This is a genomic window from Pseudomonas sp. FP2335, from assembly GCF_030687535.1.
In the GTDB taxonomy this organism is placed as follows: domain Bacteria; phylum Pseudomonadota; class Gammaproteobacteria; order Pseudomonadales; family Pseudomonadaceae; genus Aquipseudomonas.
This window is the reverse complement of record NZ_CP117437.1, coordinates 3,028,961-3,052,851: the sequence shown is the minus strand read 5'-3', so window position 1 is coordinate 3,052,851 and position 23,891 is coordinate 3,028,961. Positions and strand designations below refer to the sequence as shown.

The window sequence follows — 23,891 nt, the reverse complement described above, 5'->3', positions numbered from 1 at the left end:
TTTTACGATGATCGGTCATTACCCGGAGGATACGCCAATATCCACCGTAAAGAGCCCCGTTGATGACTGACCGCCTGACCTACCTGAAGCTTTGCGCCGTGACCATGATCTGGGGCGCCACTTTCGTTGCCGGACGTTACCTGGCTACCGGCGTCGACCCGCTGCTGGCGGCGACCCTGCGGTTTATGTTGGCCAGCGCCGCGCTGCTGGGCTTCATGGGCGCTACCCGCGTGCGCCTGGTGCGGCCACGCGGTGGGCAACTGTTGCAGTTGGCCGTGCTGGGGTTCTTCGGGATTTTTTTCTACAACTTGTGTTTTTTCTACGGCCTGCACTACATCAATGCGTCGCGGGCATCCCTGATCGTTGCACTGAACCCGGCGGTTATCGGTCTGGCCGCGTGGCTGCTGTTCAAAGAACGCTTGGGCGCCGGCAAATGCCTGGGGATTGCCTTGTGCCTGGGCGGGGCGGGTGTGGTCATCATCAGCCGTAATCCACAGCTACTCATCAGCACCGACCAGGCCTGGCTGGGCGACGTGCTGGTGTTCGGCTGCGTGGTGGGGTGGGGCGTGTACTCCCTGTATTCACGAACCCTCAACCAAAGCCTGGGGCCGTTGCAAACAGTAACGTGGTCCATCCTGCTGGGTACCGCCATGCTCGCGACCGTCACGGCCGTCAGCGGCAAACTCACGCTGGCCGCGGTGGCCGCGATCCATCTGCCGCAATGGCTAAGCCTGCTGTACCTCGGCGTATTGGGCTCGGCACTGGCCTACATCGCCTGGTACGACGGTATCCGCCGCATCGGTGCAACCCGCGCCGGGGTCTTTATTGCACTCAACCCACTGACCGCGGTGATCTGCGGCGCACTACTGCTCGACGAGCAACTGACGTCGCCCATGCTGCTGGGCGGTGCAGTGATCCTGCTGGGCATCTACCTGTGCAACAAACCCCTTGCGCAGCCCAGGGCAATGGGGATTTGATAAGAGTACGGACAAATACTGTTACGCTGTGTAGAATCGATTTACGCATACAAGAATATGGACTTGCGCTCACGCAAGCCTCGGCCGTCAGAGACTGATGTAACCATGAAGCTACTCGGCTCCCCCCTCATCTTTGGTGACTTCCTCGCCCGCAGTGTGCGAGGCCTTTCCTGCGCGCCACCGTCAGACCTCATCCTTGCTCGCACCTAACTCGATGGTTAATGACAAGAAATGATGAGGCGCCAAATCATGGCAGATCTATACGAAAACCCAATGGGCCTGATGGGCTTTGAATTCATCGAATTCGCATCACCAACGCCGGGCGTCCTGGAGCCGATCTTCGAGATCATGGGCTTCAGCAAAGTGGCGACCCACCGTTCGAAGAACGTGCACCTGTATCGCCAGGGCGAAATCAACCTGATCCTCAACAACGAACCCCACAGCATCGCGTCCTACTTCGCGGCCGAACACGGCCCGTCGGTATGCGGCATGGCGTTTCGCGTCAAGGACTCGCAACAAGCCTATAACCGCGCCCTTGAGCTGGGCGCGCAGCCGATCCATATCGAGACCGGCCCGATGGAACTGAACCTGCCGGCCATCAAAGGCATCGGCGGTGCGCCGCTGTACCTGATCGATCGTTTCGGCGAAGGCAGCTCGATCTACGACATCGACTTCGTTTTCCTCGATGGCGTGGACCGCAACCCCCAAGGCGCCGGCCTCAAGGTCATCGACCACCTGACCCACAACGTCTACCGTGGGCGCATGGCCTATTGGGCGAACTTCTACGAAAAACTGTTCAATTTCCGCGAAGCGCGCTACTTCGACATCAAGGGCGAGTACACCGGCCTGACGTCCAAGGCCATGAGCGCCCCGGACGGCATGATCCGCATCCCGCTGAACGAGGAGTCCTCCAAGGGCGCCGGGCAGATCGAAGAGTTCCTGATGCAGTTCAACGGCGAGGGTATCCAGCACGTGGCATTCCTCACCGACGACCTGGTCAAGACCTGGGACAAGCTGAAGAATATCGGCATGCGCTTCATGACCGCACCGCCGGACACCTACTACGAAATGCTCGAAGGCCGCCTGCCGAACCACGGCGAGCCGGTAGACCAACTGCAAGCCCGTGGCATTCTGCTGGACGGTTCGTCCATCGAAGGCGACAAGCGCCTGCTGCTGCAGATCTTCTCGGAAACCCTGATGGGCCCGGTGTTCTTCGAGTTCATCCAGCGCAAGGGCGACGATGGATTCGGCGAAGGCAACTTCAAGGCATTGTTCGAGTCGATTGAGCGGGATCAGGTGCGTCGTGGCGTGTTGGCCACCGACTGACGTCCTCGAAAAATAAAAAACCCGGTATTCACCGGGTTTTTTCAGGCCTGTCATTCATGCCTTGCGCTGGCGTACCAGATGCTTGAAGCCCTCGTACACCAGCACCATCACCGCCAGCCAGATGGGGATATAGGTCAGCCATTCGCCGCCCTTGATCCCTTCACCCAGGATCAGCGCCACGCCCAGCAGTAGCACCGGTTCCACATAACTGAGCAGCCCGAACAAACTGAATGCCAGCAAGCGGCTGGCAATGATGTAACTCACCAGCGCTGATGCACTGATGACCCCGAGCATGGGAATCAACCCATACAACTTGGGGTGGCTGTCCATCACCGCAAAACCTTGCTCGCCGTGCTGCACGAACCACCATGCCACGGGCAGCATCAACGCCATATCCAGCCACAGCCCGCCCAAGTGGTCGGTGGTCAGGTACTTGCGCACGATGAAATAGACGGGGTAACCGATGATCACCACCAAGGTCGCCCAGGAAAAACCACCGGCCTGATACAGCTCGTTCAATACCCCGAGCCCGGCAAAAAGCACTGCGATCTGCTGCAGGCGCGACAAGCGCTCGCCGTACACCAGGCGTCCGGTCAGCACCATGGTCAGCGGCAACAGGAAATACCCCACCGATACATCCAGGCTGCGCCCATTGAGCGGCGCCCACATGAACAGCCACAACTGCACGCCCAGCAACGCCGAAGACAGCAGCACACCACCGATCAGCCGCGGCTTGTGTGCAAGCATCTGCAGCAATTCCCACACCCGTCGCCATTCGCCGCTGATGATCATGAACACCGTCATGCACGGCACGGTCAGCAGCATGCGCCAGCCGAAAATCTCCAGGCCGCTCAATGGCGTGAGCAGTGATGTGAAGTAATACATCACGGCAAACAACACCGAGGCCAACACCGATAACACCACACCTTTAGACACGCAGTCCTCGCGAAAACCGATTGAGACAAGAGAGGAGGGGATTATGGTGCTTTTGGCGTGAAAGAGGTGCGCTGTTTTGGGGCGTTTTCCAGGAAAATCTCCCGCCCGTCCAATCTGTCCCAAGGGCGCTCGCCACAGCAAGCGCCCTGGTCACCACAGTGCGGTTACGTCCGTGCGACTCGGCCCGACACAAAATGCCCGACATCATTGAACCCCGGCGTAGACGAATGCCCCGGCGTCACCAGCGAATCAATAAACGCCTCATCCGCTGCCGTGACCTTCACCTCCAGCGCCCCAATGTAGGCATCCCACTGTGCTTCGGTACGCGGTCCGACAATCGCCGAGCTCACCGCGGCGTTGTTCAACACCCACGCAATCGCAAATTCGACGATCCCCACGCCACGCCCCTGGGTGTATTGCTGGATCTGCTGGGCGATGCGCAGCGACTCCACGCGCCATTCGGTTTCGAGGATGCGCTTGTCCTGGCGCGCGGCGCGGCTGCCGGCTTCGGGCGTGACATCCGGCGCGTACTTGCCGCTGAGCACCCCCCGCGCCAGTGGGCTGTAAGGCACCACGCCCAAGCCATAGGCCGCCGCTGCCGTGAGTTGCTCGACCTCGGCCTGACGGTTGACGATGTTGTACAGCGGCTGGCTGATCACCGGCTTGTCGACACCCAGGCGCTCGGCCACCCGGATCACTTCGGCAATGCGCCAGCCACGGTAGTTGGACAGCCCCCAGTAACGGATCTTGCCCTGGCGGATCAGGTCGCCGATCGCCGAGATGGTCACTTCCAGCGGCGTGTCATGGTCTTCGCGGTGCAGGTAATAGATGTCCAGGTAGTCGGTATCGAGGCGGGTCAGGCTGGCTTCCAGGGCATTGAAGATGCGCTTGCGGCTCAGGCCGCTGCGGTTGGGCAGGCCATCGGTGGGGCCGATCGCGACTTTGGAGGCGACGATCCAATCGTCACGATGACGGGCGATGGCCTCGCCGACGATTTCCTCGGAGCGCCCACCGGTATAGACGTCAGCGGTGTCGATAAAATTGATGCCCTGGTCCCAGGCCTTGTCGATGATGCGCAGCGAGTCCTCGGTGTTGGTCTGCTCGCCAAACATCATGGTGCCCAGGGTCAAGGCACTGACCTTCAAGCCGGACTGGCCCAATGTGCGGTAGATCATGGATAGCTCCTTTCTGGCGGTGAAACGTGGGTTATGCAATACCAGACTCGCAGGCTCTGGAACAAGCCCCGCACGCGTTTCTTCATGTGCTCAGCAAGGCCTGGCAACGCTCCTGGAGAAATCGATGCAGCACCTTCACCCGCTCCGACACTTGCAGCCGATGTGGGCACATCAGGTTCAAGGGGGCGGGCTCTCCCTGCCAATCCTCGAACAGCGCCAGCAGCCGGCCAGCGCGAATATCGCCGATGACATCCAGCCTGGCCTTGTAGGCAATACCGTGCCCGGCCAATGCCCAGCGGCGTACGATTTCGCCGTCATCACTGAGGAAATCTCCGCTCACGTCGACGTCTTGCAGCTCGTTGGCGCGGCGAAAACGCCAGGTCTTGCTGATCTGGCCTTGGCGCATGTACCGCAGCGCGCTGTGCTGCGACAGCTCCAGGGGCGCCTGGGGCGTACCGTGGCGTGCAAGGTACGCGGGGCTGGCGACGGCGACGCGGCAATGCGCGGGGGCGATCGGCAGCGCCACCAGGCTGGAGTCCTGGGGCACGCCAAAGCGCAGGGCGATGTCGATGGTTTCGCGGAACAGGTCGGCATTGCTGTCGTTGAGCATCAGTTGCAGGCGGATATTGGGGTGTTGGGCCTTGAACTCATCCAGCCAACCGAGCACCACATTACGCCCGAAGTCCGATGGCGCGGCCACTTGCAGCAGGCCGCTCAGGCCTTGGTTTTGCTGCTTCAGCGCCTGCTCGCCCTCCGACAAGGCGGCCAGCGCCACGCGCACGCTGTCGAGGTAGCGCCGGCCTTCTTCGGTCAGGCGCATGCTGCGTGTAGAACGGGCCAGCAGACGAAAACCCAGGCGCGTCTCCAGGCGCTTGAGGGCGATGCTCGCGGCCGCAGGCGTCAGGTTCAGGCCTCGCGCAGCCGCCGAAAGGCTGCCGGTGTCGGCGGTGCGCACGAAGACTTCCAGATCAAGGATCGAGCTCATTTATAAAAATCCTTTAAAGATCTTGTCGTTTTACCGGGATTTTTCGCCGATTACCAAGCTGAGAAGATGAACGCTCACTTTCTCAACCAGGACAGTTCTTCATGACTTCTCCCCTGAACGGCAAAACCGTGATCGTCATTGGTGGCAGCAGCGGTATAGGCGCGGCCGTGGCCAAGGCCGCCGCCGCCCGAGGCGCCCACGTGGTATTGGCTGGCCGCCGCCTGACGTCGAGCGCCGAACACGGCCTGCGCAGCGAGCCGGTGGATGTCACCGACGCAGCCTCGCTACAGCGCCTGTTCGAAAGCGTCGGGCATTTTGATCACCTGGTCTACACCTCGGGACCGAACGTACGCGCCAAGGCCCTGACAGACACCGATCTGCACGAGGCCCAGGACAATTTCAACGTCAAACTCTGGGGCTCGTTGCGTGCGATCCAACTGGCGCTGCCATTCCTTGACGCGCACGGCAGCATCAGCCTGACTTCCGGGCAGTTGGGCCGCAAAGTGGTGCCGGGGCAGTTCATCAAGATCGGCATCAATGCCGCGACCGAGGCACTGGGCAAACAATTGGCCAAGGAGCTGGCGCCGCGTCGGGTCAATGTGATCAGCCCGGGGGTGATTGATACGCCCGCGTATGCAGGCTTGGCCGAAGAGCAGCGACTGGCGATGTTCGCCAAGGCGGGCAGCGCGTTGCCGGTTGGTCGGGTAGGGCAGGCGGAAGAAGTGGCGGCAGGTTACGTGCTGGCCATGGAAAACGGCTACATCACCGGCAGTGTCATCGACATCGACGGCGGCGGCCTGTTGTAACTGCGCAATAGGCCTTTGGGAGATGGCTTGTGTGGGAGCGGGCTTGCTCGCGAAAGCGGTGTATCAGTCAAAGGTGTATTCACTGACCCACCGCTTTCGTGATCAAGCCCACTCCCACACACGCCATCTCCTACATGGGCCGCGTTAAACCTTGAGGCTGCGGGTCATGCGCAGGGCCAGCACGCTACCGGCCACAATCACCGCCGCCAGCAGGTACAACGCCATGTCCGTCGACCCGGTGGCATCCTTCACAAAGCCGACGATATAGGGGCTGAGGAACCCGGCCATCTGTCCCATGGAGTTGATCAACGCCAAGCCACCTGCCGCCGCGCCTGCGCTGAGCATGGCGGTCGGTACTGGCCAGAACATCGGCAGGCCAGTGAGGGCGCCCATCGTTGCGATGGTCAGGCCAAGAATCGCAATGGCTGGCGTCGTGGCAAAGTTCACCGCAATCACCAGACCTATCGCCCCCATCAACATCGGCACCACCAGGTGCCAACGACGCTCCTTGCGCAAGTCGGCGGAGCGCCCCACCAGCAGCATGAAGACCGCCGCCAACAGATACGGGATTGCACTGAGCCAGCCGATTACCAGGTTATCGCTGAAGCCCAGGTTCTTGATGATCGACGGCAGCCAGAAGTTGATCGCGTAGACACCGCTCTGAATGCAGAAATAAATCAGGCCAAACGCCCAGATCGCCGGGTTCTTGAACACTTCGGCGAGGGAGTCGGAGGTGGTCTTGGGCTTATTGGCCAGGTCAGTCGCCTGATCGGCCTCCAGTACCGCACGCTCGTGGGGCTTGAGCCACTTGGCGTTGGCGAAACTGTCACTGAGCAGGAAGTAAGCCAGGCCACCAAGGATCACGGTCGGGATGCCTTGCAGCAGGAACATCCATTGCCAGCCGGCGAGGCCACCCTGGCCGGCGGCGAAGTGATTGAGGATCCAGCCGGAGAACGGGCTGCCCAGCAAGCCCGAGACCGGAATCGCCGACATGAACAGCGCCATGATCCGCCCACGTCGGAACGTCGGGAACCACTGCGAGAGATACAGCACCACCCCCGGAAAGAACCCGGCCTCGGCAGCCCCGGTAAACAGACGCAGGGTATAGAAGTGCGTCGGCGTGGTGACGAACAGCAGGCACGTAGACAAGGTGCCCCACACGATCATCATCAGCGCAATCCAGCGCCGCGGCCCGAACCTGGTCAGTGCCAGGTTGCTCGGCACGCCGCACAGCACGTAACCGATAAAGAAGATCCCGGCACCCAGGCCGTACACGGTTTCGCTGAACTTCAAGGCATCGAGCATCTGCAACTTGGCAAAGCCAACGTTTACCCGGTCGAGGTAATTGAACAGATAGCAGATGAAAATGAAGGGGATCAGGCGCAGGGTGATGCGCTTGTAGATGGCGTTTTTATCGTCATCGGTAGCCAGTGCGGCAGTGGCGCTCTGTGACATGGCAGTCTCTCTTTATTATGATTTTTCGCGATGCGAGGGTAACGTTGATCGCCTAAACAGTCTCGGTGACGTGACGGGGTACTGTCTTTGTGCTCGCGCACAGTGAACCTCCCTTTGCGCTGTGCCGGTGAACAACCCGCTTTTTCAGGAAAATAGCCCCATGTTCGAGCTGGATCATGACTTGGCGCAGGATATTGTCGATCGCACCATGGCCATCCTGCCCTACAACGTCAACGTCATGGACAGTCAGGGGCTGATTCTCGGCAGCGGCGAGCCGGAGCGCATCAATACTCGTCATGAAGGCGCGCAACTGGTGCTGGCCAATGGGCGTGTGGTGGAAATCGATGGGCAGACCGCCAAGCACCTCAAGGGCGTGCAGCCGGGGATCAACCTGCCGCTGCTGCATGACCAGCGCCTGATCGGCGTACTCGGCATCACCGGCGAACCGGAAGGCTTGCGCACTTACGCCGAGCTGGTGCGCATGACCGCTGAAATGCTGGTCAGCCATCGCCATCAGCAGGCCGAGCAACAATGGCGGCGCCAGCGTTGCGACGATCTGCTGGCGTTGCTGCTGGCCGAAACCGGCGACTCCCCTCGTCTGGTGGACGAAGCCCAGCAACTGGGGCTCAAACCGCAACTGGCACGCACGCCGTACCTGTTTGAACTGGGCCCGGGTCAATCGGCAGAAGCCTTGAATGCCTGGCTGACCTCGCGCTACCCCGACAGCTGGTGTGTCAGCTCGGCGCAGTTTTCCCTGCTCTGGTGCCGCCCGGCAGCCCTGCCGGTGGATAACCCACGGTTGCTGGAAAAGCTCGAAGGCCAGGGCTGGAACATCCTGCGCGTCGCCGTCGGCGGGCAAGCCGACGGTTTGCCCGGGCTGCGCCGTTGCTACCGCCGTGTCGGCGATTTGCTCGCCTATGGCCGCGATGTCCTGCCGCACACACGGCTGCTGACCCTCAACCGCTTTCGCCTGCCGGTCATGCTCTGGCGCCACCGCAACGATGATGCCCTCGACGAGTTGCTCAACCCCCTGCGCAAGGTGCTGGCCAAGGACGCCAACGGCCAATTGCAGGCAACCCTGCGCAGTTGGTGCGAGCACGACGGCCAGAGCCAGGCCTGCGCCGATGCCCTGGGCATCCATCGCAACAGTTTGCGTTACCGCATGGAGCGCATCGCCGAACTCAGTGGCGTCGACCCACTGACCCTGGACGGCATGCTCGCGCTCTACCTCGGTGTTCAGCTGTTGCCCCAGGCTTTGTCGGAATGAACAACAAAGCCCAGCCGTACTTGTGCATCGGACCGGCGTCATCGGCGCTGCCAACTGGCAGCATGGGCGTTATAAAAACCGGAGAAAGCCCATGAAGATCATCATCGCCCCCGACTCGTTCAAGGACAGCCTGAGTGCCGAAGGCGTCGCCCAGGCTATTGCCCAAGGCTTGGCCGACGTCTGGCCGGATGCGCAGTTGCTCCAGTGCCCAATGGCGGATGGGGGTGAAGGCACGGTGGAATCGGTACTCGCCGCCTGTAACGGCGAACTGCGCAGCCAAACAGTGCAAGGACCACTGCGCGGTACGGTTGACGCGCGTTGGGGCTGGCTGGCCGACAGCCACACGGCGATCATCGAAATGGCCGAAGCCAGCGGCCTGCAACGGGTACCACCGGGGCAGCGCGACGCCTGTTGCAGCACCACATTCGGCACCGGCGAACTGATTCGCGCCGCACTCGACCTGGGTGCACAGCGCATCATCCTGGCGATTGGCGGCAGCGCCACCAATGACGGTGGCGCCGGCGCGATGCAGGCGCTTGGCATGCAGTTGTTCGACGCCCAGGACCAGCCGTTGCCACCGGGTGGCCTGGCCTTGTCGCGCCTGGCGCGGATCAATCTCGAGCGGCTTGACCCACGCCTGGCCGAGGTGCGCTTTGAAATCGCTGCCGACGTCAATAACCCACTGTGTGGCCCTCATGGCGCCTCGACCATCTTTGGCCCGCAAAAAGGTGCCGATCCCACGCAAGTGCAACAACTGGATGCCGCACTCAGTCACTACGCCGACCACTGCGCCCAAGTCCTGCGCAAAGACGTACGCGACGAACCCGGCAGTGGTGCGGCCGGTGGCCTCGGTTTCGCCGCCAAAGCTTTCCTCGGCGCACAGTTTCGCGCCGGTGTGGAAGTCGTCGCCGACCTGGTCGGCCTCGACGCCGCCGTACGCGGTGCCGACCTGGTGATCACCGGCGAAGGCCGCTTCGACGCCCAGACCCTGCGCGGCAAAACTCCGTTTGGCGTGGCGCGTATCGCCCAGCGGCACAATGTGCCGGTGATCGTCATCGCGGGCACCCTTGGCGACGGTTATGCGCAAATGTATGCCCACGGTGTCGATGCCGCGTTCGCCTTGCCGTCCGGTCCGATGAGCCTGGAACAGGCGTGCAGCGAGGCACCACGGTTGTTGCGCGAACGGGCCGCGGATATTGCGCGGGTGTGGCGCACTGCCGCTCGACGCTGACGCAACGCCCCAGACATGGGACAATCCGCGCCTTTTCGACACGGAGAGTCCCCATGCTGCGCCGCTTACTTCCGGCCCTGTTGCTGGCCGCTATCACCCCTCAAGCCTTGGCTCAACCGCCTGTGGAAACCGTGCCATTGCTGCGGGAAATCAAGCAGTGGGTCATCGGTTGCGACAACCTGCGCAATTGCCACGCCCTCAGCGCGCCCAGCGGCGTCGACGAAGAGGACTACAGCTCGCTGACCTTGCATCTCTGGCATCAGGCCGGGCCTGAAGGCTATCTGCGTTTGCGCTTTGACCATCGCGGCCAGGCCGTGGACCTTTCCACCCTGCGGCTGGACGGTCAGCCGCTGGGGCCGGACCTGACCCGCGACTTGCACGTCGAGCTGGACGATCAGGGCGGCGATCCCGACATGCAGTCCTACGGCGTGATCGAAGAGCCCGCGGCGCGGCGTCTGTTGCAGCGTTTGCGCAATGGCCAGCGCTTGCAGTTGCCGGGTGAAGACGAGGCCCACGTATCGCTGAGCGGGCTGAGTGCAGCGTTGCTGTTGATGGATGCGGTACAAGGGCGGGTGGATAACGTCACCGCACTCGCACGGCCGGGCAAGGGGGCCGCGAGTGAAGTGCCGCCGCGCTTGCCGCCCCCCGTGCTGCGTAGGTTCCAAACCGCGCCACCGCTGAGCGCGACAGAACAAGCCGGGCTGGTCGCCGCCGCATTGCAGGCGGTCACGCCGGAGGAGGGTGAAGCCGAAGCCAACGTGGGCGCGCTGTCAGAGAAGGAAGCGATGACTGTCACGCGTTATGACTGCGCAGCCTACAACTGCGAGTTCGATGTCAGCCGCCGTGAACGACAAGCGCCCTACAAACAAACTCAGCTGAAACTGCAGCCATTGCCGCTGGACGCGGCGGAACTGCAAGGCTCGGTCGGCTACGACGAAAGCACCGGCACCCTCAGTTACTTCTACAAGCAGCGTGGGATCGGAGACTGCGGTGGCGGTGGCGTCTGGGTGTTTGACGGCAAGGCGTTCCAGCTCAGCGAGTTTCATGTGATGCCGCGCTGCACCGGCGTGGCTTATGGCGATTGGCCGTCGTTGTGGACGACTCAGCCGGCACCCTAGCCAGCGGGCGGGCGTGGCCTCTACACTGGGCGGCCACTTGTCTTTCAAAGGATGAAACACAATGCACACGCCTGAACCCCATATCGTCATCCAGCGTTTTACCGAGGCCCACCTGGAGGGCGTCGCCGCGCTCTATAACGAACCGGCCGTGTGCCGTCAGGTGCTGCAAATGCCTTTCCAATCGATTGAGGCGTGGCGCAACAAGCTGGAAATGGACAACGAGCGGCGCCTACAGCTGGTGGCGGTGCATGGCGGGGAAGTGATCGGCCAACTCGGCCTGGAACAACAACTGCGTGTGCGCCGCAGCCATGTCGGATCGTTCGGCATGGGTGTGGCCCCGGCCTGGCAGGGCAAGGGCGTGGGCTCGCGCCTGCTGGCGGCCGCGCTGGACGTGGCCGACAACTGGATGAACCTGCGCCGGGTAGAGCTGACGGTGTACGCCGACAACGAAGCCGCGCAGCAGTTGTACCGCAAGTTCGGTTTCGAGGTGGAAGGGCGCATGCGCGATTACGCCGTGCGTGACGGCGCGTTCGTCGACACCGTGAGCATGGCGCGCCTGCGCCAATCCGCCTAGTCCTGCAACGCGAACGCTACCGCAGCCTGCGCATGCAGCTCGGTGGTGTCCAACAGCGGCAACTTGCTGTGCTGCGGCTTGATCAGCAGGCCGATTTCCGTACATCCGAGAATGATCGCCTGGGCGCCGCGCGCGGCCAGGGACTCGATCACCCGTTGGTAGACCTGGCGCGAGGCTTCGCTGATCACGCCGACACACAACTCCTCGTAAATGATCCGGTGCACCGCTTGGCGCTCGTCCGCGTCGGGCACCAGCACGCTCAAACCGTGGTCGGCCAGGCGTGACTTGAGAAAGTCCTGTTCCATGGTGAACGCCGTGCCCAGCAAACCCACGGTCAAGGTGCCTGCTGCAACAGCGGCCAACCCCGCCGCATCGGCGATGTGCAGAAACGGAATCGACACTGCCGCCTCGATACGCGGCGCCACCAGATGCATGGTGTTGGTACACAGCACGACGCAGTCGGCCCCGCCGGCTTGCAGGCGCCGCGCAGCCTCTTCGAGGATCAGCGCGGCGTCGTCCCAACGCCCGGCGTGTTGTGCCTGCGCCACCGGGCCGAAATCCACGCTGTACATCAACAGTTGCGCCGAGCGCAGCGGGCCCAGTTGCTCACGCACCTGCTGGTTGATGAGGCGGTAGTATTCGGCGCTGGACTCCCAGCTCATGCCGCCGATAAGGCCGATGGTGCGCATGCGATGCTCCTGACAGGGGTAGTCGGCCCACCTTACCCATCGACCACGGATTAGTCATACGCAGTTGTCCACCAAATCGCCGGTGCAGTTTCACATGTCGAGGTTGATCCAGCCCGGTTTGGCATGTTCCGGTGCAACCGCGTTGACCTGTTTGCCGGTGGCCTGCTCCACCCGTTGTGCCACCTCGGGATCGTCGGCGAAGGGGAGCAGGCTGGCGTCATCCAGACTCTGCTCGGATTGCCCGCGCAAGCAGTACTCCACGGCGCCATACAGGCACATCAACAGCAACCAGCCCCACATCAGGCGATTCGCGCATCTAGCTGGGCCATGCGCACGTCGGCGCTGCGCACCGTCCGCCAGGTGTTGTAGGCCATCAGCAGCATGCCCGCCAGGAAAAACACGCCACCGGCGAAACGTACGACAAACCCCGGATGGCTGGCCTGCAAGGCTTCGACAAACGAGTAGGTGAGGGTGCCATCATCGTTCACCGCTCGCCACATCAGGCCCTGGGTAATACCGTTGACCCACATCGAGGCGATGTACAGCACCGTGCCGATGGTCGCCAGCCAGAAGTGCAGGTTGATCAGCGGCACACTGTGCATCTGTTCGCGGCCGAACACCTTGGGGACCATGTGGTACAGCGAGCCGAACGTGATCATTGCCACCCAACCGAGCGCGCCGGCGTGCACGTGGCCGATGGTCCAGTCGGTGTAGTGGGACAGAGCGTTGACGGTCTTGATCGCCATCATCGGGCCCTCGAACGTGGACATGCCGTAGAACGCCAGCGACAACACCAAAAAGCGCAGGATCGGGTCGGTGCGCAACTGATGCCAACCGCCGGACAAGGTCATCATGCCGTTGATCATCCCGCCCCAACTCGGCGCCAGCAGGATCAGCGACATTGCCATGCCCAGTGACTGCGCCCAGTCCGGCAGCGCGGTGTAGTGCAAATGGTGGGGCCCTGCCCAGATATACAGGGTGATCAATGCCCAGAAGTGCACGATGGACAGGCGATAGGAATACACCGGCCGCCCGACTTGTTTCGGCACGAAGTAGTACATCATCCCGAGGAAGCCCGTCGTCAGGAAAAACCCTACGGCGTTATGTCCGTACCACCACTGCACCATCGCATCGGTCGCCCCGGAATACACCGGGTAGGACTTGAACCAATCCACCGGGATCGCCAGGTGATTGACCACGTGCAACATGGCGATCACCAGGATAAACGCGCCGAAAAACCAGTTGCCCACGTAGATATGCCGGGTTTTGCGCCGTACCACGGTGGTGAAAAACACCACCGCGTAGGCTACCCACACCACCGCCATCCACACCGCACCGGAGAACTCGATTTCGGCGTACTCCTTGGTGGTGGTGTAGCCCAGCGGCAGGCTGACCAGCATGATCACGATGACCGACTGCCAACCCCAAAAGGTAAACGCGGCCAAGCGGTCGGAAAACAGCCGCACCTGGCAAGTGCGCTGCACCGCGTAATAGCTGGCGGCAAACTGTGCGCTGCCGGCGAAGCCAAAAATCACCAGGCTGGTGTGCAAGGGCCGCAGGCGGCCAAAGGTGGTCCAGGGCAGATCAAGGTTCATTTGCGGCCAGACCAGCTGCGAAGCGATCCACACGCCCATGGCCATGCCGACAACACCCCAGACGATGGTGGCAATGACGAATTGACGGACGACTTTATAGTTATAGGCCTGTCCGATTGTTGCTGTGCTCATGCTCAGTCCTCCCACGGTTCCAAGTGGCGGGCACTGTAGGAAGAGTGACAAAAACAAAACAGCCTCAGTAAAAGCTCATTAATGCGGATCAGTTTGTTTGCTATGAAAACAAGGCCACTGGCGGCGCTGATCCGCTATTTATCGCGGGACCTGCGCTTTTATCCCACTGCACCGCAATGGCCCCGGGCTTTAATCGTACGGTGTGTGACGGCATCTGCCATGATCAGCCCTCGCGACCTGGCTCACCCAAGGAGTTCCGCAATGGACGATGTACAGCAACTGGGCGAGATGCTTCGTCATTACGCCAACACCGAAGCGCACAAAAAACAGCAATTTGATGTGCAGTCGGCCCGTTGGGCGCAAAAGCTTGGCGAGTTGTTCGGGCAGATTGAGCAGTGGCTGGAGCCGGTCAAGACAGTCGGGTTGCTTGAAGTCCACCGAGAAGCTTATGTGGCGAGCGGCCCGAGCGTCCCGGTGGAGACCTCGACCTTCAAGACCGAGAAGTTGAACGTGCAGATCACCGGCAAGACCGTGGAGTTTGTACCGGATGTCATGGGTGCGGGCGGCTTGATCTCGGTGGCGGTAATGGGCCTGACGGCCGCGCGTCACGGCAGTGTCTCGCTGGTGTTGCCGGCGGATAAAAACGACTGGTTATGGAAGAAAACCAACGGCCTCAAAGACCCGGACACCTTTGGCTTTGATGCGAATTTCCTGGCCTCGCAGTTACAGGGCCTGATTCCACGTGAACGCAGCTGAGCCGGCTATTTCTCCAGAGTTGGCTATACCTACAGCTCGATGTTTCAGTGATGATCGCCAAGGAGTGCCGTGATGAAACCAAGACTAATGCTCAGCGCGCTGTGCGTTGCCTCCATCGCAATGGCAGGCTGCGCCAGCAAAATCACGCAACCGGATGAATATTCCGGGTTTCTTTCCGACTACAGCCAGCTCAAGGAGGCCAAGTCGCCGTCGGGCGCCGAAGTGATGCGCTGGGTCGATCCCAAGCTCGACCTGAGCCGCTACCACGCGGTGTTTATCGAGCCGACCCAGTTCTACCCCAAGCCCCAAGCCAGCGCAAAAATTCCCGACAGCACCCTCAATGGCATCAACGCCTACTACAACCAGGCGCTCAAGCGTGAACTGGAGAAATCCCTGCCGCTGGCCAAGGCCCCAGGCCCCGGGGTGGTCGTGGTACGCGCAGCGATAACCGCCGTCAGCAGCAAGACCGAAGCGCTCAAGCCTTACGAGTACATTCCGGTGGCGCTGGCCGTGGCGGCGGTGAGTACCGGCGCGGGTATCCGTGACCAGGAAACCACGTTGGGCACTGAGGCACAGTTTCTCGACGGGGCCAGCGGCAAGGTGCTTGCCCAAGTGGTGCGCAAAGGCACCGGCAAGCCGCTGGCCAACGACGCGCAGGTAATGAAGGCCGATGACGTCAAGAGTGTGATCGATGGCTGGGCATCAGACCTGCATCAGTCTTATCTAAAGCTGAAAAGACCCTAGAACGTGTTGCGCGCCTGGCGATTGTAGTAGCTGAGCAGGCTGTCATAGCGGCGGGCGACGACATAATAGTCGTCGCTCAGTTGCTGCGGCGACGCGTGATCAAGCCAATCGTTGAGCAACGCATGCATCGCCTCAAGGTAGGCGTCGACGCTCGGTTTGACGCTGTACCAGAGGTAGGCCGCGTCCTCGTCGCGGGCGGTGCGCGGGACACCTTTGGCGAAGCGTTCAGTGTTCTCGCCAGCCACCTGCACGGCGGCCGCCAGCGTCGCCAGCGCTTGGGGCGTGAGGCTGGCGTTGCGCATGCCCTGGTCGACCTGGTTGATTGCCTGGCGCGCTGTGATCATGTAATTGAGCACGTGCCAGTGCAGGTCTTCGCCGAAACGAGCTTTTAGCAGGGTCAGTTGCGCGGGTCGCAAGCGCTGTTCCTCGCGTTCCAGCGCGCGGCGCAGCTCGGCGGAGATCGACGTGTAGGCCGCGCCTTCTTTGAGCATGTTCTTCCTGAGCAGCGCCAACATGTTGTCGTTGAACAAGCGTTCGTAGGCCGCCGACTGTGGCTGGGACGACTTGGACGCGTAGATCAACCCGGTGATGGCATTCAGGCTCGGCACGAACCGCTCGGCTAGGCCGATCAAGCGGCTACCGGGTTGCTGGCTCTTGAGTTTGAGCGCGATGTTTTCACCGCAGACATCTTTCTGGATCACCCGCGCCTCGGGCTCGGTGGTATCGCCGAATTCGCTGCGGTTGTGCGGATAGCCGGCGGGGTACAGTGTTGACTGCCCATCGCTGAGGTTCGGGTTGGCGCGGCGGTAGTACACCAGTCGCGTATCGCGGTCGACGCGGTTGACGCAATCGATGAGCGGTGCCAGCGCGCTGGCCATTGCCGTGTCGGCGCCATCGCGCTGGTCCCACCACAACCCCACCAGTTGCACTTGCCTGGCGGCACCGGCGAGGCCAAACAGGCCCATGACCAGCGCAATGCCGAGGGCAATAAACCAATTGGAATTCATTGTGCAGCCTCCTGGCCATACCACTGCTCCTGCGTCGCAGGGGCCTGGCAGTGATCGGCGGTGCGCGGCATGCGGCTGCACAAACGCTCGGTCCACTGTTGCAGGCCTTGATTGCGAGTGACCAGGTAGTGGTTGTCGAGCACCTTCAAGCCGCCGTACAGCGCGATGCCGCCGACGACGCACAGCGCAATAGCGAGGTTGGTCTTGCGCGGGTTGCGCACGGACCACGGCGTGTGTTGGTTCATGAACGGCCGCTTGACTGCACCGATCAACGCCAGTGCCAGCACCAGGGTCAGGCTGGCGAGGGGGCCGAACCAGTAACCGAGGACGGCGACGAGCACCCCACCGGGCAGCAGATCACGAAGCGGCAGCAAGGGCAGGTGAGTGGGGCTGAGCCAGCGCGGCAGGCGCTGGCTCAGGCGCTCGTCCTGCAAGCGATATTGATGCGCCAGCGGCCGCCAGACCTGCCATGCCACACCCGCGCCTATTGCAAAGGCCAGCGACCACAACAGCCCTAGGCCGACAGTCGGGACGACGTTGCCGTGCAAGGTGTCGGCCTGCCCGAAGGTGCCGACCACACACGCCAACAGCAGCGCCACCAACCATGGCCAGGTGTCCAGGCTCTTGTCCCAACCTTGCCAGAAATACACGGTGCCACCGGGCATCGCTTCGGCCACGGCGACGTGTTCGGCGTAGATGTCCGCGCTGAGTGCCTGGCAAGCCTGCCAGTCGTCTTCATCCAAGCGCTGGGCAAATGCGCGACGCTGACCGAGTGTCATCGGTGCCAACAGCAAGCGGGCGGCGCGTTGCTGGGGGCTGTAGGGCGGCTGTTCGGCCAGTGCACGCTGCTGGGCCAGGAACAGCGGTGCCTGCTGGCGGCGCAGCAGCAACGCCCACTCATCGGCAGGGCAGCTGTGGTCCGCGCCACCGTGCCAGCCCTGGCCGACGCAGACCGCGTCAAACACCGCGCTCGACCAATAACGGTTGTTTGCCAGCAGCCTGGCCAGCCATTCGTTGAACCAGTCGGCGTGGGGGTATTTGCTCACCCACGTACGCTCGTTCCGTGCGGCATAGGCGGCGAGGAATGCCCCGTCGTGTTGTTGCTCAAGGGCCTCGTACAGAGGTTTTTGCAATGCGGTGCGTTGTTGGTATTCCAGGGTTTGCATCAATGCAACGGGCAGTTCCAGGCGCTGCCAGGCCGTCATCCAATTGAACGTTTCGAACGCCCACCGGGTGTCGGCGGCGTCGAGTTCGCCGTCGACACTGCGTTGCAACAGGTGAATTTCGAAGAGCAGCAGCGTGCCGTCGGCCATCGCGGCTTGATAGCGCTGGTCGAGGCTGATGCCCGTTTCCTCGACCAGCACCTCGGGGGCCTCGTCGTACGCTTGCGCACTCCACGCCAACGCCGCTTCGTAGGCTTCGCGCAAGCGCTGGAAGCCCTCGGGGTCGTCATCCGGACGGGTCTTTTTCAGTAACGCCGCGTATTGACGCTTGATTGCGCGGCTATCGGCGTCCGGGGTGAGGCCGAGGACATTCCAGCAAGTCATATGCAGTACAACTCCATAAACAGCAGGGTGTTACTTGAGCGGTGTCAGCGGCGGCAGTTTCCACTGACCGCTCCCTACCTCGGGCTTGGGCAGATAGATGCGCAGCACTGCGTAGAACGGCCCGGTCGGGGCGGGCAGCCAGTTGCTTTGCTCGGCTTTCGGCGGCTCGTGGTGCTGCAACGCCAGCGTCACGCCGCCATCGGCGTCAGGCTTGAGGTCTGCCAACATGCGTGAATTGATCACGTAGCGTTTCTTGTGGTTGGGCACCAGCTGCTTGGTCTTGGCGTCGTACATGGTCAGCGACCAGAACGCATCGGTCGGCGGCAGTTGGTCCTTGGCGAAGTGTACGGTGTAGCTGTGGCGCGCGCCGTTGGCCGGTTTGCCGTCACTGTCGAGGACGTACTTCAGGTGCGCGATTTCATCGCTGGAACTGCCGAAAAGCCCTTGGTCGGCGCCGGCGTAGCGGTAGAGGTAATTGTTCTTGAGGCGGTCGCGGCTACCGTAGAGATCGGCCCTGGTCACCTGGTTGGTGTCGAGCTTGTCCTTCTTGAAGGCGGCGAACTCGGCCCGGGCATCGCTGATTCCGTCCTCAAGGGCTTTACGCTGTTCTGCGCTCAACTGGTTGACCTTGAATGGCGCACCTGCGGCGATGCCGATCTTGGCGAAGCGGGCCAACAGGTCTTTTTCGCTGTCCTGGGGCGCAGCAAACGCCAGCATGAAGTTCAGGTAGCGGAACAGCTGCGGGCCTTCGGTCATGGTGGCCATGGGCTTGGGCCATTCGATCCTGGGCGCGGCGGCCGGGGCCGGCTGTTTCACGTAGCTGCTCAGGGGCTGTACTTTGTAGCCGCCCTGGATCTGCTTGACCTTGCCCAGGTCTTTTTCATCGAACAGCTGCGTGCGGTACAGGGCGTAGGCAATGTTGCTTTCGCTGTAGAGCACGCGGTCGATGTCCACCGGCTGCTGACCTTTCCAGCCTGGGCCTGCGACCATGTAGTGGCCGCCATTGTTGCCTGTGCTGCGGGTACCCAGGTAGGCGAAGTTCTGCGTATACAGGTCGATCAACTGCACCGAGTAGTAACGGTTGTCGTCGATCTTGGGCAGGGTCAGTACCTGGGGTTCCTTGCGCAGGTCCATCCAGACGAAGGAGTAGGGCGTGTCCACGTTGGGGGAGGCGACGGCGGAGTCCTTGGGGGTGAGCACCTGGGCGGAATTGGCGATGCGATTGAACGGCGCCTTGAAGTTGGCACCGCCTTTATCAACGGCCTGGGTGTAGAGCGTCTTGTACATCGCCACCACCGGGTAGCCGTACAGATAGGCTTCCTTGGCAATGGCGCGGGCTTCGGCGGGGCTGGCGGTGAAGTCGGCCAGGGCGCCGGTACTCATGAGTATCGAGAGGCTCGCCAACAGCAGGCGCGTCGGTTTTCCAATCATGTTGTTGCGTCCTTCCAGAGAGCTTATTTAGAGGGCGGGGAATCAGAGCGCCGAGTTTCCAATTTTATTGGCCCAACGTCACGTTAATCCCTGACCGGCCCATGCAAAAATGCCGCCCGGGCAGGCGGCACTCGTACGGCGTTGGCGTCAGGCGGTGCGCAGGATCGACTGGACCTTGTCACGTAACTGGTCGATGGAGAACGGCTTGCCGATCACCTGCATGCCAGGCGGTACATCAATGTTTTCCGCATAGCCGCTGGCAAACAGGATCGGCAGCGCGGGGCGTAGCTCACGTACCTTGGCCGCCAGTTGCTTGCCGTCCATGTCTGGCAGGCCGACGTCGGTCATCATCAGGTCGATCGGTTGATCCAGATTGTTGACCAACGCCAGCGCTTCTTCGGCATCCGCGGCCTCAAGCACACTGAACTCCAGTTCTTCGAGCACGTCGACGATCAGCATGCGCACGATGGCGTCATCTTCGACTACAAGGATGGTGGAGGCGAGCGGGGGCATAGTGAAAATTCCTGAAAAGTGAAGGTGCCGGTCTTGGTCAGTTGACAGACGATTCTCTAGTGAGTCGTATCAAGCCCGGCAAGTTCCCGAAACAGGCACGGCATTGTGCCGGTATCCCCAACGAATGTCCCGCCCGTCATATCGCCGTGCTAAACAAGCCATGCAGGCTGGTGATACTGCCCGTACTCTGCATCAACTCCAACTCGTTGAACTCGGCATATTTGTACTCAGGGCGGGCTCTGTCTGCGCCATAAGGCTGCATCAGCACATTCGAGCGGCCGCTGCTCAGCGCGCTGTCCAGGCCCTTCCTCATTGCCTCTTCAGTCGGGAACTTGACCAGGCCGAAGTTGGGGTCGTAGTAAAACCATTGCTTTGTGTTGTTCTGCATACTCATACCGGCCAGTACTACATGGCCACGATCGCGAATCAGCAGCTGTGTGGGTGCCGCTGCATTGGCCAAATCGTCAATGATCGTCTGATGGCCCGCCTGCGTTGGTGTTTGCAGACCATGAACGCGGTTTTCCAGGATGCCTTGGAAACGGGTCAGGTCCTGGCGAAATTTGATCGATTTGGGATTGTTCAGATCGGCAATCGAGGTAAAGAAATTCCCGATCAATATCTCTGACTTGTTATTTTCAATCGCCAGCGCCATTGCATTGGCGAGCACGGCGCATTCGCCCTCGGAGAGGACGTCTGCCTGGCTCAAATAAAAGCCTTGGGGCATGGGGATCAACGTTCCACCCGCCGCGCGTATTTCGTCACTGAATATCTTCGAGTTACTCAGGCTGATTTCGATGCGTTTCTTTTCTAAGGCCCTGAACAAAGTTCCCACCTGCTCAGGCGTTCGATGACTGTCGACAGCCAACTCTTTGAGTTGCTCCAGGTTCATGGATGGAAAATACCCTGGGATGTCGTCCGGCCTGCCTGAAGTGTATCCACGCAAATAAGACACCTCATCGATCGCCTTCGCCTGGCTGACGACCCTCTGAAATACCAATGGAAGATCCTGGGTGGGTGGGTTCGGGGCAACCACCGTGGCCAACCAATTGAGCAGATGACTATCAAGCGCCTTGACTGCACCGTCCTGCGCAACGGCAGTAGGCACAAAGCCCTGCAAGGCCCCCCCATAAGGCTGCATGTTGTCGACATCAAAGGCATGCCACTTGCCATCCTTGAGCACGGCGCCGGTTGCTACGCTTTGGCCGTCGACAGGGAGGGTGCCATATGCCGCCAAGGTGTGGTGTTTGCTGGCGGCTTTGAGCACGTCATAGCTGCCGGTTGCCCCCCGCAGCTCATTGATGCCTTGCAGCATTCTGGCGCCAATTCGCTTGAGACCGTTGCTGGCGAGCCGGGCGGTGCCCAGCGCCAAGTCACCCGCGCCACTGAGGGGGTTCAACGTGCTGATTGCGGCCGCACCGATGACTTTGCTGACCTTGTAGGCTTTGGTCGCCGTAGAGAGTGTCGAATTGCCAATCTTGACGGCCTTGCCGACTGTGCCTGCACCAGCGGTGAGAAAACCGAAAATATCCAAGGCCAGATCAAACGCACCATCGCCGAAATTGCCCTTTTGAAAGTTGACAATAGCCGAGCGAAAGGGGATCACGTCCAGCATGACATCGACGATGCTGGCAATCTTCCTATTGCGCAGGTCTTCGGTGGTAGAGCCTTTGGCGTGGTCTTTGATGTCTTGACTGTCTAGATCAAAATGTTTGACAAACGTGTCGGCAATCGCCTGGGTACGCGGCGAAGCAAAGCTGTCCGGGATAGCCTCCAACGACCTTGGCGCTGCGCGGGCCAAGAGGGTATCGCCGAACGTTTCGGTTTTGCTGACTCTACTGCCATCTCGCGTCTCGCGGACCTCTGCCTGCCAAGGCAAGGCATGGGTGATGCTGCCTTTGTCAAAGTCGATTGAGTACGCGGTGGTCTTGCCATTGCGCTTGACGCTGACCATCAGCGCCTTGTCGGTTGGAAGTGGGGTTTGATCAAAAAAATCGGTGCCTAACTGGTAGGCCTTGTTTTGAAAGAACCGGACTTCGCCATATTCGAAGTTCTGTCGGTCTTCCAGAGGGAGTTGAGCTATCAGGTGCTGGATGCTGGTGCCGACGGCTTTTTTCTTGTCTTCGATCCCCTTGGCAAATTCGGCTTCAAACGCGTCGAGGACCCTGAACCGTTTATTGGCGTTCAGCTCGGCCATCGGAAGCCGGCTGTCCTTCGAGCGAAAAACCAGGTTTTTGTTCTTCAGGCTCATCATGGCGACATCAAGCATCGAGTGCTCGCCGGCTAAAATAACGGTTTCTCTCGCAGGTGATCCGTTATCGGGAAAGTAACGTTGCAGCACCTTGATGGCTTTGACTTCGAATAACGCTTCTTTGCCGGGGAAGCGCCTGCTCAGCTCCGCCAGTGCCATCTCCCTGCGCGATGGCAACGCTTTATCCAAGGTTTCTGTGGCGCCACGCATCTGCGCAATACGGGCATTGAACGTATCGAACAATGTCTTCATATCTTCAGGGGTGTAGAGGTGATCGGCTTTCCTGGCCACCACGCCGTGGGCGTTGCCCCAGTTCAACAGGGCGGCTTTTTGTGCACTTTCGGTAACGGCTGGATTGGACTGCGCGGCCAATTCGGCTGCTTGCATAACTTGGAGAAAGGTCATGTTAGGGACCTTTCCGGGCGTCTGGGCGTCAACGGTTGTCGCTGCAACGTCCAGGTTGAGCCAGGCCGGGCTGCCGTAGGTGATGTTGCTGGGAATGTCTTTGATCAAGAATGCAGGCGCTCGGCTCGCCAGTAGCAGATGGGCATCGGCCGCCGCCGTGGCGAGGCTGGACCGGCCTTGAGCGACCAGATGCTGTTGCAAGCGCTCAACCACCACCGACGCAGGCTGACCGATATGCGCTTGGGCCGCCAGGTCGAAACCGGCCACTGTGTTCCGGTCAAGCGCTGTGGCTAGGTCCGGGTCTAGCTGAAGGTTGATGGCGGCGAGCAGGTAATCGGTATCGCTGCGTTCTGTTGCAATGCCTTGCATATGTTCCCGCAGCGCCTTTCCCATCAATTTGGCTGCTGGGCTGTTGAGCAGAGCGTCCAGCAGCTTGGCCGGACTGTTCAAGGTCTGCGGCGAGAGCGGTAGCTGATAGCGCAGGAACTCCAATATCCCCCCCGGTGTGCTCGCAACCGATGGTTGGGTTCCAAGGTGATGGGTATGACGTTGAGCGAACGCTGTCAGGCGCGCCTGCTCGTCGTTACTCAACGGTATTGGCCAGGACAGAGCGCCACTCAAGTCGCCCAGTTGATGGGGGTTAACCGTGTTCCTCGCCGAATTGGCGAGCGCTACCAAGGGGGGAGAAGTGACAGGTTGTGAATGCTGAGCGTTGGGCAACGCATCGGCGTCCGGGGGATCTTGCCCTTCGGTCACGGTGACGGGCGCGGAATAGAAACTGTCGTAAGCGCTGGAAATTCCGTACGGGAGCAAGCCTATTATCATTTGGGCGTACCTGCGAAGGGAGGAGAGGTGCCGGCGAGGCACACTTTTATCGGTTCGGCATGCCATGGGTTGCCCGAAATGAGGTGAGCGTTCCTGCAAGAGGACCGAAATTTCGTTTAAGACTGTGTGGCTACCCGTAAGCGCGTGGT

At 61.1% G+C, this 23,891-nt stretch carries 21 protein-coding genes; 9 read left to right on the top strand and 12 right to left on the bottom strand.

The features are described 5' to 3' along the window. Nucleotides 1–62: 62 nt before the first annotated feature. Complete coding sequence (locus PSH81_RS13430; RefSeq protein WP_305390708.1) at nt 63–977, top strand: DMT family transporter; 915 nt, start codon at nt 63–65, stop codon at nt 975–977. A 249-nt stretch (nt 978–1,226) separates the two neighbouring features. Beyond that, nucleotides 1,227–2,303 (top strand): 4-hydroxyphenylpyruvate dioxygenase, encoded by a 1,077-nt coding sequence (gene hppD, locus PSH81_RS13425; RefSeq protein ID WP_192300024.1) that lies wholly within the window; start codon nt 1,227–1,229, stop codon nt 2,301–2,303. Between the two features lie 54 nt (nt 2,304–2,357). Here hppD and rarD read toward each other — a convergent pair whose 3' ends face one another. From rarD to PSH81_RS13410, 3 genes are all read right to left on the bottom strand, one after another. Beyond that, entirely contained in the window at nt 2,358–3,239 is an 882-nt protein-coding gene (gene rarD, locus PSH81_RS13420; RefSeq protein WP_305390706.1) for an EamA family transporter RarD, read from the bottom strand. A gap of 164 nt (nt 3,240–3,403) precedes the next feature. Further along, nucleotides 3,404–4,414, bottom strand: coding sequence for an aldo/keto reductase (locus tag PSH81_RS13415; protein ID WP_226456825.1), 1,011 nt, complete (start codon nt 4,412–4,414; stop codon nt 3,404–3,406). An 82-nt stretch (nt 4,415–4,496) separates the two neighbouring features. After that, nucleotides 4,497–5,399 carry a LysR family transcriptional regulator gene (locus PSH81_RS13410; protein WP_305390704.1) on the bottom strand — a complete coding sequence of 301 codons (903 nt, stop codon included), beginning with the start codon at nt 5,397–5,399 and terminating at the stop codon, nt 4,497–4,499. 101 nt (nt 5,400–5,500) lie between these two features. Between PSH81_RS13410 and PSH81_RS13405 the strand changes: the two genes are divergently transcribed. Continuing rightward, nucleotides 5,501–6,205, top strand: coding sequence for an SDR family oxidoreductase (locus PSH81_RS13405; RefSeq protein WP_305390702.1), 705 nt, complete (start codon nt 5,501–5,503; stop codon nt 6,203–6,205). A 144-nt stretch (nt 6,206–6,349) separates the two neighbouring features. On the opposite strand, the gene PSH81_RS13400 is transcribed toward PSH81_RS13405, so the two are convergent. Continuing rightward, complete coding sequence (locus PSH81_RS13400; RefSeq protein WP_305390701.1) at nt 6,350–7,660, bottom strand: MFS transporter; 1,311 nt, start codon at nt 7,658–7,660, stop codon at nt 6,350–6,352. A 160-nt stretch (nt 7,661–7,820) separates the two neighbouring features. On the opposite strand from PSH81_RS13400, the gene PSH81_RS13395 reads away from it, so the two are divergent. From PSH81_RS13395 to PSH81_RS13380, 4 genes are all read left to right on the top strand, one after another. Then, the gene (locus tag PSH81_RS13395) at nt 7,821–8,927 is read left to right on the top strand and encodes a sugar diacid recognition domain-containing protein (protein ID WP_192300030.1); all 1,107 of its coding nucleotides are present in this window, start codon (nt 7,821–7,823) and stop codon (nt 8,925–8,927) included. 91 nt (nt 8,928–9,018) lie between these two features. Continuing rightward, complete coding sequence (locus tag PSH81_RS13390) at nt 9,019–10,158, top strand: glycerate kinase (RefSeq protein WP_305390699.1); 1,140 nt, start codon at nt 9,019–9,021, stop codon at nt 10,156–10,158. A gap of 53 nt (nt 10,159–10,211) precedes the next feature. Continuing rightward, a complete protein-coding gene (locus PSH81_RS13385; RefSeq protein WP_305390698.1) occupies nt 10,212–11,276 on the top strand; it encodes a DUF1176 domain-containing protein in 1,065 nt (354 codons plus the stop codon). Nucleotides 11,277–11,337: 61 nt separating this feature from the next. Next, nucleotides 11,338–11,850 carry a GNAT family N-acetyltransferase gene (locus tag PSH81_RS13380; protein WP_226456817.1) on the top strand — a complete coding sequence of 171 codons (513 nt, stop codon included), beginning with the start codon at nt 11,338–11,340 and terminating at the stop codon, nt 11,848–11,850. Here the strand turns inward: PSH81_RS13380 and PSH81_RS13375 are convergent. From PSH81_RS13375 to ccoN, 3 genes are all read right to left on the bottom strand, one after another. Continuing rightward, complete coding sequence (locus PSH81_RS13375) at nt 11,847–12,539, bottom strand: aspartate/glutamate racemase family protein (RefSeq protein ID WP_305390697.1); 693 nt, start codon at nt 12,537–12,539, stop codon at nt 11,847–11,849. The genes PSH81_RS13380 and PSH81_RS13375 overlap by 4 nt on opposite strands. 90 nt (nt 12,540–12,629) lie before the next feature. After that, a complete protein-coding gene (locus PSH81_RS13370; RefSeq protein WP_192300035.1) occupies nt 12,630–12,839 on the bottom strand; it encodes a cbb3-type cytochrome c oxidase subunit 3 in 210 nt (69 codons plus the stop codon). Further along, nucleotides 12,839–14,266 carry a cytochrome-c oxidase, cbb3-type subunit I gene (gene ccoN, locus PSH81_RS13365; protein ID WP_305390696.1) on the bottom strand — a complete coding sequence of 476 codons (1,428 nt, stop codon included), beginning with the start codon at nt 14,264–14,266 and terminating at the stop codon, nt 12,839–12,841. The genes PSH81_RS13370 and ccoN overlap by 1 nt, the downstream gene beginning before the upstream one ends. A gap of 261 nt (nt 14,267–14,527) precedes the next feature. On the opposite strand from ccoN, the gene PSH81_RS13360 reads away from it, so the two are divergent. Then, a complete protein-coding gene (locus PSH81_RS13360; RefSeq protein ID WP_226456813.1) occupies nt 14,528–15,022 on the top strand; it encodes a hypothetical protein in 495 nt (164 codons plus the stop codon). Nucleotides 15,023–15,094: 72 nt separating this feature from the next. After that, the gene (locus PSH81_RS13355) at nt 15,095–15,766 is read left to right on the top strand and encodes a DUF3313 domain-containing protein (RefSeq protein WP_226456812.1); all 672 of its coding nucleotides are present in this window, start codon (nt 15,095–15,097) and stop codon (nt 15,764–15,766) included. Here PSH81_RS13355 and PSH81_RS13350 read toward each other — a convergent pair. From PSH81_RS13350 to PSH81_RS13330, 5 genes are all read right to left on the bottom strand, one after another. Beyond that, nucleotides 15,763–16,773 (bottom strand): DUF3829 domain-containing protein, encoded by a 1,011-nt coding sequence (locus PSH81_RS13350; RefSeq protein WP_305390694.1) that lies wholly within the window; start codon nt 16,771–16,773, stop codon nt 15,763–15,765. The two genes, PSH81_RS13355 and PSH81_RS13350, sit on opposite strands and share 4 nt — an antisense overlap. After that, the gene (locus tag PSH81_RS13345) at nt 16,770–18,320 is read right to left on the bottom strand and encodes a J domain-containing protein (RefSeq protein WP_305390692.1); all 1,551 of its coding nucleotides are present in this window, start codon (nt 18,318–18,320) and stop codon (nt 16,770–16,772) included. The genes PSH81_RS13350 and PSH81_RS13345 overlap by 4 nt, the downstream gene beginning before the upstream one ends. A 30-nt stretch (nt 18,321–18,350) precedes the next feature. Next, nucleotides 18,351–19,751: a DUF1254 domain-containing protein gene (locus tag PSH81_RS13340; RefSeq protein ID WP_226456809.1), complete on the bottom strand. Its 1,401-nt coding sequence runs from the start codon at nt 19,749–19,751 to the stop codon at nt 18,351–18,353. A gap of 147 nt (nt 19,752–19,898) precedes the next feature. Further along, nucleotides 19,899–20,264 carry a response regulator gene (locus tag PSH81_RS13335; RefSeq protein WP_192300042.1) on the bottom strand — a complete coding sequence of 122 codons (366 nt, stop codon included), beginning with the start codon at nt 20,262–20,264 and terminating at the stop codon, nt 19,899–19,901. A gap of 136 nt (nt 20,265–20,400) precedes the next feature. Beyond that, the gene (locus PSH81_RS13330; RefSeq protein ID WP_305392741.1) at nt 20,401–23,742 is read right to left on the bottom strand and encodes a hypothetical protein; all 3,342 of its coding nucleotides are present in this window, start codon (nt 23,740–23,742) and stop codon (nt 20,401–20,403) included. Between the last annotated feature and the right edge of the window lie 149 nt (nt 23,743–23,891).

What these genes read in the sequence shown, in the direction of transcription:
- PSH81_RS13430 (WP_305390708.1), top strand. Translation starts at nt 63, where the DNA reads ATGACTGACCGCCTGACCTACCTGAAGCTTTGCGCCGTGACCATGATC.
- hppD (WP_192300024.1), top strand. Translation starts at nt 1,227, where the DNA reads ATGGCAGATCTATACGAAAACCCAATGGGCCTGATGGGCTTTGAATTC.
- PSH81_RS13415 (WP_226456825.1), bottom strand. Translation starts at nt 4,414, where the DNA reads ATGATCTACCGCACATTGGGCCAGTCCGGCTTGAAGGTCAGTGCCTTG.
- PSH81_RS13410 (WP_305390704.1), bottom strand. Translation starts at nt 5,399, where the DNA reads ATGAGCTCGATCCTTGATCTGGAAGTCTTCGTGCGCACCGCCGACACC.
- PSH81_RS13405 (WP_305390702.1), top strand. Translation starts at nt 5,501, where the DNA reads ATGACTTCTCCCCTGAACGGCAAAACCGTGATCGTCATTGGTGGCAGC.
- PSH81_RS13400 (WP_305390701.1), bottom strand. Translation starts at nt 7,660, where the DNA reads ATGTCACAGAGCGCCACTGCCGCACTGGCTACCGATGACGATAAAAAC.
- PSH81_RS13395 (WP_192300030.1), top strand. Translation starts at nt 7,821, where the DNA reads ATGTTCGAGCTGGATCATGACTTGGCGCAGGATATTGTCGATCGCACC.
- PSH81_RS13390 (WP_305390699.1), top strand. Translation starts at nt 9,019, where the DNA reads ATGAAGATCATCATCGCCCCCGACTCGTTCAAGGACAGCCTGAGTGCC.
- PSH81_RS13385 (WP_305390698.1), top strand. Translation starts at nt 10,212, where the DNA reads ATGCTGCGCCGCTTACTTCCGGCCCTGTTGCTGGCCGCTATCACCCCT.
- PSH81_RS13380 (WP_226456817.1), top strand. Translation starts at nt 11,338, where the DNA reads ATGCACACGCCTGAACCCCATATCGTCATCCAGCGTTTTACCGAGGCC.
- PSH81_RS13375 (WP_305390697.1), bottom strand. Translation starts at nt 12,539, where the DNA reads ATGCGCACCATCGGCCTTATCGGCGGCATGAGCTGGGAGTCCAGCGCC.
- PSH81_RS13370 (WP_192300035.1), bottom strand. Translation starts at nt 12,839, where the DNA reads ATGTGGGGCTGGTTGCTGTTGATGTGCCTGTATGGCGCCGTGGAGTAC.
- ccoN (WP_305390696.1), bottom strand. Translation starts at nt 14,266, where the DNA reads ATGAGCACAGCAACAATCGGACAGGCCTATAACTATAAAGTCGTCCGT.
- PSH81_RS13360 (WP_226456813.1), top strand. Translation starts at nt 14,528, where the DNA reads ATGGACGATGTACAGCAACTGGGCGAGATGCTTCGTCATTACGCCAAC.
- PSH81_RS13355 (WP_226456812.1), top strand. Translation starts at nt 15,095, where the DNA reads ATGAAACCAAGACTAATGCTCAGCGCGCTGTGCGTTGCCTCCATCGCA.
- PSH81_RS13350 (WP_305390694.1), bottom strand. Translation starts at nt 16,773, where the DNA reads ATGAATTCCAATTGGTTTATTGCCCTCGGCATTGCGCTGGTCATGGGC.
- PSH81_RS13345 (WP_305390692.1), bottom strand. Translation starts at nt 18,320, where the DNA reads ATGACTTGCTGGAATGTCCTCGGCCTCACCCCGGACGCCGATAGCCGC.
- PSH81_RS13340 (WP_226456809.1), bottom strand. Translation starts at nt 19,751, where the DNA reads ATGATTGGAAAACCGACGCGCCTGCTGTTGGCGAGCCTCTCGATACTC.
- PSH81_RS13335 (WP_192300042.1), bottom strand. Translation starts at nt 20,264, where the DNA reads ATGCCCCCGCTCGCCTCCACCATCCTTGTAGTCGAAGATGACGCCATC.
- PSH81_RS13330 (WP_305392741.1), bottom strand. Translation starts at nt 23,742, where the DNA reads ATGATAATAGGCTTGCTCCCGTACGGAATTTCCAGCGCTTACGACAGT.